A 6428-nucleotide genomic window follows, 5' to 3' on the forward strand; every position below is an offset into this window, starting at 1 on the left:
CCACCCCCACCACCGCGATATTGTGGTGATCGTGACAGACGGTCGAGGCGATCGCCCCCCGCTGCAGTCCGAACCCTTTCACGAACCCGGTGGCCTTGTTCCCGTTCACCCCGTGCCGCTCGATCACCGCGATCTTCACCAGATCCCGCGCCACATCCGGACGCTTGTCGCCATCCTCCGGGGCCAGATCAAACGTCAGATGCTCGGTGATGATCTTGCCCGACAGGATCCCGATCACCGGCGTCTCCACCCGGTTGCCGGCGGTGCGGAAATCCTCAGCCAGAACCCTCGGCGCCTTGACCGACCGCCGCGCCACCGGCTCCGTCCCCGCCCGGCCCGCAAAGGCCGCCGCATCCGCCACCACGCCCCGCGCCAGAACCATGCTGGCGTGGCACCCGTCCAGATTGTCGATCACCGCGATATCCGCCCGCTTGCCCGGCGCGATCAGTCCGCGGTCCTTCAAGCCAAACGCCTCCGCCGCGCTCAGACTGGCCGCCCGGTATACCGCCAAAGGCGGCGCGCCCAAGGCAATCGCGGTGCGGATCATGTGGTCCAGATGCCCATGCTCGCCAATGTCCAAAGGGTTGCGGTCATCGGTGCAAAACGCCAGATAGGGTGCGAACCGCTCGGTCAGCAGCCCCGCCAACGCGTGCAGGTCCTTTGACACCGAGCCTTCGCGGATCAGCACCCGCATCCCTTTGCGCAGCTTTTCCAGCCCCTCGTCATAGGTCGTCGCCTCATGCTCGGTCCGGATGCCGGCAGAGATGTAGCCGTTCAGGTCATTGCCGCGCAGCAAGGGCGCGTGCCCGTCAATATGCCGCCCGGCAAAAGCCTCCAGCTTGGCCAGACAGCCGGAGTCCTTCATCAAAACGCCGGGATAGTTCATGAACTCCGCCAGCCCGATCACCGCCGGATGATCCATCAACGGCACCAGATCCGCCGCCTCCAGCCGCGCGCCGGTGGTTTCCATATGGGTCGAGGGCACGCAGGATGACAGGTTCACCCGGATGTCCATCAGCGTCTGCGCCGCGCTCTCAAGGAAGTACCGAATGCCCGGCAACCCGCAGACATTGGCAATCTCATGCGGATCGCAGATCGCCGTCGTCACCCCCCGCGGCGTGACACAGCGGTCAAATTCATGCGGCGTCACCAGCGAGCTTTCGATGTGCAGATGCGTATCGATAAACCCCGGAACCAGAACCTTACCCGAAACGTCGATCTCGCGCCGTCCGGAGTATTCCCCGAACACCCCCACGATCATCTCGCCACAGATCGCCACGTCGGTTTCCACCAGATCGCCGGTGATCAGATCAAACACCCTGCCGCCTTTCAGCACCAGATCGGCCGGCACGACACCCCGGCCTTGATCAATTCGGTCGGCAAGGCTGCGGGTCATCATTTGCCTCCGTTTCGATGCGCCGGTCCGGCCGCCGGTGGCACGGACTGACGGTCGGCAAGGTAGGCCGCCGTTTCCCGCATCAGGCCAGACACCTCGGCATCCTCGATCCCCAGCGCGGCAAAATGCGTGGCGATGTTGGACAGGTAGGCCAGGCTTGACCCGAAGGACCCGGTGCGCGTCGCAATGTAGCGCACCTGCTCGGCCCGCGAAATGTTACCGACAATCGCTTTCGACGCATGATCGGCGGTAAAGGTCAGCGCCCGGATTTGGCCTTGGGCGGTATCAGCGGTCACGAAGGCGGCGTGATAGGCCGGCCCGGCCAGCTCGCGCCGCCACAGGATTTCGGTCTCGTGCGCCACATCTTTCGCTTCGATCCGGAAGGCCAGCCCATCGCAGCCCGGCCCATGATCCAATGCAGCCAGAAGTCCGGGCTGCTTGGCCGTGCCACGCCCGCCGAACGTATCCTTCAGAATGAACCTGCGGGCGTGGTCGGCCACCCGGGCCCGGCGCAGTTCGGCAAAGTGGAAGGCCGGGTCCCACATCAGCGAGCCATAGCCAAATACCCACAGATCCCCCTGCCAGCCCGCCAAAGTCGCGCGTCGCAGCGCCTCGCGTTCTGCCGCCGGGGTGATGAATGTCTCCAGCCGCAGCTCCGGGTGATTTGCGGCATAAACCTGTGGATCAAAGTGCCGAAAACCCGACCGGTCCAGATCGGTGATCAGACCGCGCAGGTCGGGATGGTGGGCAAAGGCATCAAGGGTCATTGGTCACTGCTTCGCAAGTTGTTTCAGGCTGCCAGCAGACCATACCCAGATTGCCAGCGCAAAGCGTATCCGCCCTTGATCCCGCCAGCGAAGGGTGATTGGACTTGCAGCCTAGGAAAGGCCCCGCTCATGCGTCCCCTCCGCGGCATTGCCTTCAAGCTTGGCTCGGTTCTCGTGTTCATCGTGATGGCCTCGCTGATCAAGGCCACCTCGGCGCATGTGCCGTCGGGGCAGGCGGTGTTCTTCCGTTCGTTCTTTGCCATTCCGGTGATCGTTGCATGGCTGATCTGGCGGCGCGAACTGCCCGGCGGCCTTCGCGCCAACGCGCCGATGGGCCACATCTGGCGCGGCGTCGTAGGCACCCTCGCGATGGGCCTTGGCTTTGCCGGCCTTGGCTACCTGCCGCTGCCAGAGGTCACCGCCATCGGCTATGCCGCACCCCTGCTGACGGTCGTGTTCGCCGCGATGTTTCTGGGCGAAGAGGTGCGGATCTTCCGCATCTCCGCCGTGGCCTTGGGCATGATCGGGGTGCTCATCGTTCTGGCCCCCCGCCTAAGCCTCGTCTCCGACGATGCCGCAGGCGTGACCGAGGCGTTCGGCGCGATGCTGGTCCTTGGCGGCGCGGTGTTTGCCGCACTGGCACAGGTCTTCGTGCGCAAACTGGTGACCACCGAAAAGACCTCTGCCATCGTGTTCTACTTCTCGCTCACCGCTTCGGCGCTGTCGCTGATCACGCTGCCCTTCGGCTGGGTCTGGCCCACGCCGTTCGAGGCCGGTCTGCTGATCGGCGCTGGCCTGCTGGGCGGCCTTGGCCAGATCCTGCTGACCTCGAGCTACCGCGAGGCCGACGCCTCGCTGGTCGCCCCGTTCGACTATGCCTCGATGCTGTTCGCCCTTGGCATCGGCTATTTCGTGTTCAACGAAGTACCCACATGGACAATGCTGGGCGGTGCCGCGCTGATCGTGACGGCCGGCATTCTGATCATCCTGCGCGAACGCCACCTCGGTCTGGAACGCGCCCGCCAGCGCAAGGCGATGACGCCGCAAGGCTAGACCGCTACCCGGTTCAGGGCTTCCTCTTCGCCAAATATCCCACGGGTGTCCGGAGGGTGTGAAACCCTCCGGGGCCGGCCCCGGGCAGCGCCTCAGCCTTCCCGCGCCGCCGCGTTCTGGTCGATCAGATAGCGCTGCGACAGCGGGATCGCCGCCGCCCCCAGCGCCCGCGCCTTGGCACCCACCGTGCCTTCGCGGATCACCGGCGGCTCGATCCCCGACAGATCGAGCCGGTAGAGCGCGGCTTCGGTGCGCCGCACCACTTCGGCGCGCACCGCCACCGGCATCCAGCCGTCGATCAGCACCGCCTCCATTTCCAACAAGGCCGCAGCACTCATCGTGGCACTGGCAAGACCTTCCGCAGCAGCCGTCATCCAGGCGTCCAGAATGTCCTCTCGCACGTCCCACCGGTCGGGCCGTTCCCACAGCTGATCCGAACTTTGCCCAGCCGCCTCCATTGCATCGGCCAGCACCGCCATCGATGCCACGCTCAGCAAACGGCGCATCCGCCCGTCCGGCCCCGGCACCGGCATCGGGCCGACGCCCGCCGCATTGCCATGCGGTCCGGTGAACAGCTGGCCGTTCAGCACCAGCCCGCCGCCGATGAAATAGCCAAAGTAGAAGTAAAGAAAGTCCTTTGGCCGCTCGCCCGTGCCGAACACCAGTTCGGCCCCGCAGGCCGCGGTCGCGTCGTTCTGCACATAGACCGGCATCCCCGACAACGCCGCCAGCTCCGATTGCATATCTCGGTTACGCCATGCGTCCATCTCGGCTTGCGGCGCGCCGATGTATTGCACCCAATTCCACAGCTGAAACGGCATCGCCACGCCCATCCCGCCGATCCGCCCGCGCAGCGCCGCTGGCAGGCTGGCAATCAGGTCGGGCAGCGCTTCGGACACAAAGGCCACTACCGCACCGGGCGTCGGATAGCGATAGATCCGCCGCCGCGCGCCCCGCACCCGGCCCAGAAAATCCACCAGCGCCAGATCCGCCGATCGCCGCCCGATCTTCAGCCCGAAAAAGAACGCGCCCTCCGGTGCGATCGACATCGGCACCGAGGGCTGGCCGATCCGCCCGCGCTGCGGTTCGCCGCGCAACAACAGACCATCCTGTTCCAGACTGCGCATGATCACCGAAACCGTCTGCGCCGACAGCCCGGTGATTCGCGCGATATCCGACTTGGCCAACGCCCCTTGCTGGCGCACCAATGACAGCACCAGCCGTTCGTTATGCGCCCGCATACCCGATTGATTAGACCCACGAAGGGCCGAAGCATCACTGCCAGGACGCGTCTCTGACGCAAGATCAGCTAGGGTTCTCACAGGTCGGCCCAACTTTCGACAGAGCCCGGATTGGCCCCTCAGCAGTCACAGTGCGGAAAATTCCGGCGCTCTGTCAATAATAAATCAGAGTGATTTAATTATCTTGACGCGACTACGAGAATCAGTTTCTCTGCTGCCATCGCAGCGGGAGGTTCGTCTGCGGATAGATTAGCAAACCAGCAGGGAACCACCCCTGCATCCTTGGGAGGACGACCATGACTTTCAACACCAAAGCTCTGTTGGGCGCTGCCGCTGCGATGGCGCTGATGGCGGGTTCCGCTTCGGCCGCCGACCTCGCTTGCCTGATCACCAAGAACAACACCAACCCGTTCTTCGTGAAGATGAAAGAGGGCGCCGAGGCTGCCGCCACCGCAGCCGGCCTCGACTTCCAGGCCTATGCCGGTGAAAAGGACGGCGACGCCGCCCCGCAGATCACCGCGATCGAGAACTGCGTGGCCGCTGGTGCCAAGGGTATCCTGATCACGCCGTCGAACGACAGCGTTGGCCCGGCCCTCAAGGACGCCCGCGCTGCCGGCATTCTGGTGATCTCGCTGGATACCCCGCTGGGTGACGCCGAGGCGCAGGACATCACCTTTGCCACCGACAACTTCGAAGCGGGTCTCCTGATCGGCAAATGGGCTGCGGCGACGCTGGGCGACAAGGCTGCGACCGCCAAGATCGCAATGCTGGACATCAACAAGCAAAACATCTCGGTCGACGTTCTGCGCGACACAGGCTTCCTTGTCGGCTTTGGCATCGAAGTTCCGGACCTGACCGTGATGGGTTCGGAAACCGATCCGCGCGTCATCGGTCACGAAGACTCGGATGCGAACCCCGAAGGTGGCCTCCGCGCGATGGAGACTCTGCTCGCCAAAGACCCCGACATCAACGTGGTCTACACGATCAACGAACCGGCTGCCGAAGGTGCCTACCAGGCGCTCAAGAACGCCGGCAAGGAAGGCCAGGCGATCATCGTTTCGGTCGACGGCGGCTGCCCGGGCGTGGCTTCGGTCAAATCGGGCGTCATCGGCGCCACCTCGCAGCAGTATCCGCTGCTGATGGCGTCCAAAGGCATCGAGGCCATCGTGGCCTTCGCCAAGGACGGCACCAAGCCGACCGTCACCGAAGGCCTGTCCTTCTACAACACCGGTGTGAACCTGGTGACCGACAAGCCTGCCGAAGGCGTGCCGTCGATCGACACCACCAAAGGCACCGAACTCTGCTGGGGCTGATAAGACCATAACGAGTGGCTTGATTAGTGGAAGGGCGGCTTTACAGTCGCCCTTCTTCATAGCCGGGGTAGCGTTTCCAAACGGGACCAGGCTGTAAACCGGGGGAACACGCACAGATGAGCGCCGAAGACGCACCAACCAAGACGATATCCGACTATGAGGCGACGCTCGCCAAGGCCGACTCTGTCGTTGCCACCTTCGAAAAAGACGACAAATCTTTCACGCATGTCGTGCGAAACTTTCTGCGGACCTATCCGACGATGATCCCGGCCCTGGTGCTGCTGATCTCCATCGCCATTTTCTCGATCATCGCGCCACGGTTTTTCGGGATGGGCGCGCTGTCGACCGTGTTGAAACAGGTGACGGTCACCGGCTTCGTGGCGCTGGCGCAGACGCTGGTGATCCTGACCGCAGGGATCGACCTGTCGGTCGGCGCGATCTTGGTGTTGTGCTCGCTGATCATGGGCAACCTCGCGGTGTTTTCCGGCGTGCCGATGCTTGTTGCCGTGATGATCGGTCTGGCCTTCGGGGCGCTGATGGGTGCGGTAAACGGTGTGCTGGTTGCGCGCATCAAGCTGCCGCCGTTCATCGTGACGCTGGGAACGCTGTCGATCTTTTCGGCGCTGACGCTGTGGTATTCGCAGTCTGAATCCATCCG

The 6428-nt window shown here is 64.0% G+C and carries 6 protein-coding genes; 3 read left to right on the forward strand and 3 right to left on the reverse strand.

What is annotated here, in order from left to right:
• Together RMO18_RS07845 and RMO18_RS07850 are read right to left on the reverse strand one after the other, a co-directional pair.
• On the reverse strand, window positions 1-1396 hold a 1396-nt coding region (locus RMO18_RS07845; RefSeq protein ID WP_309665052.1), incomplete at its 3' end, for an amidohydrolase family protein.
• Window positions 1396-2163, reverse strand: coding sequence for a gamma-glutamylcyclotransferase (locus RMO18_RS07850; RefSeq protein WP_309665054.1), 768 nt, complete (start codon window positions 2161-2163; stop codon window positions 1396-1398). The genes RMO18_RS07850 and RMO18_RS07845, both read right to left, overlap by 1 nt.
• Window positions 2164-2292: 129 nt before the next feature.
• Here RMO18_RS07850 and RMO18_RS07855 point away from each other — a divergent pair, with 129 nt between their 5' ends.
• Window positions 2293-3216 carry a DMT family transporter gene (locus tag RMO18_RS07855; RefSeq protein WP_309665056.1) on the forward strand — a complete coding sequence of 308 codons (924 nt, stop codon included), beginning with the start codon at window positions 2293-2295 and terminating at the stop codon, window positions 3214-3216.
• A 92-nt stretch (window positions 3217-3308) separates the two neighbouring features.
• Here the strand turns inward: RMO18_RS07855 and RMO18_RS07860 are convergent, their stop codons facing one another.
• Window positions 3309-4457, reverse strand: a complete 1149-nt coding sequence (locus tag RMO18_RS07860) for an ROK family transcriptional regulator (RefSeq protein ID WP_309665058.1) — start codon at window positions 4455-4457, stop codon at window positions 3309-3311.
• Between the two features lie 296 nt (window positions 4458-4753).
• Between RMO18_RS07860 and RMO18_RS07865 the strand changes: the two genes are divergently transcribed.
• Together RMO18_RS07865 and RMO18_RS07870 are read left to right on the forward strand one after the other, a co-directional pair.
• Window positions 4754-5770, forward strand: a complete 1017-nt coding sequence (locus tag RMO18_RS07865) for a substrate-binding domain-containing protein (protein ID WP_309665059.1) — start codon at window positions 4754-4756, stop codon at window positions 5768-5770.
• A gap of 116 nt (window positions 5771-5886) precedes the next feature.
• A partial coding sequence (locus RMO18_RS07870; RefSeq protein WP_309665060.1) for an ABC transporter permease occupies window positions 5887-6428 on the forward strand: 542 nt, incomplete at its 3' end.

The organism is Tabrizicola sp. (genome assembly GCF_031377265.1).
Lineage (GTDB): Bacteria > Pseudomonadota > Alphaproteobacteria > Rhodobacterales > Rhodobacteraceae > JAUYQR01.

What these genes read in the sequence shown, in the direction of transcription:
- RMO18_RS07865 (WP_309665059.1), top strand. Translation starts at nt 4,754, where the DNA reads ATGACTTTCAACACCAAAGCTCTGTTGGGCGCTGCCGCTGCGATGGCG.
- RMO18_RS07855 (WP_309665056.1), top strand. Translation starts at nt 2,293, where the DNA reads ATGCGTCCCCTCCGCGGCATTGCCTTCAAGCTTGGCTCGGTTCTCGTG.
- RMO18_RS07860 (WP_309665058.1), bottom strand. Translation starts at nt 4,457, where the DNA reads ATGCGGGCGCATAACGAACGGCTGGTGCTGTCATTGGTGCGCCAGCAA.
- RMO18_RS07850 (WP_309665054.1), bottom strand. Translation starts at nt 2,163, where the DNA reads ATGACCCTTGATGCCTTTGCCCACCATCCCGACCTGCGCGGTCTGATC.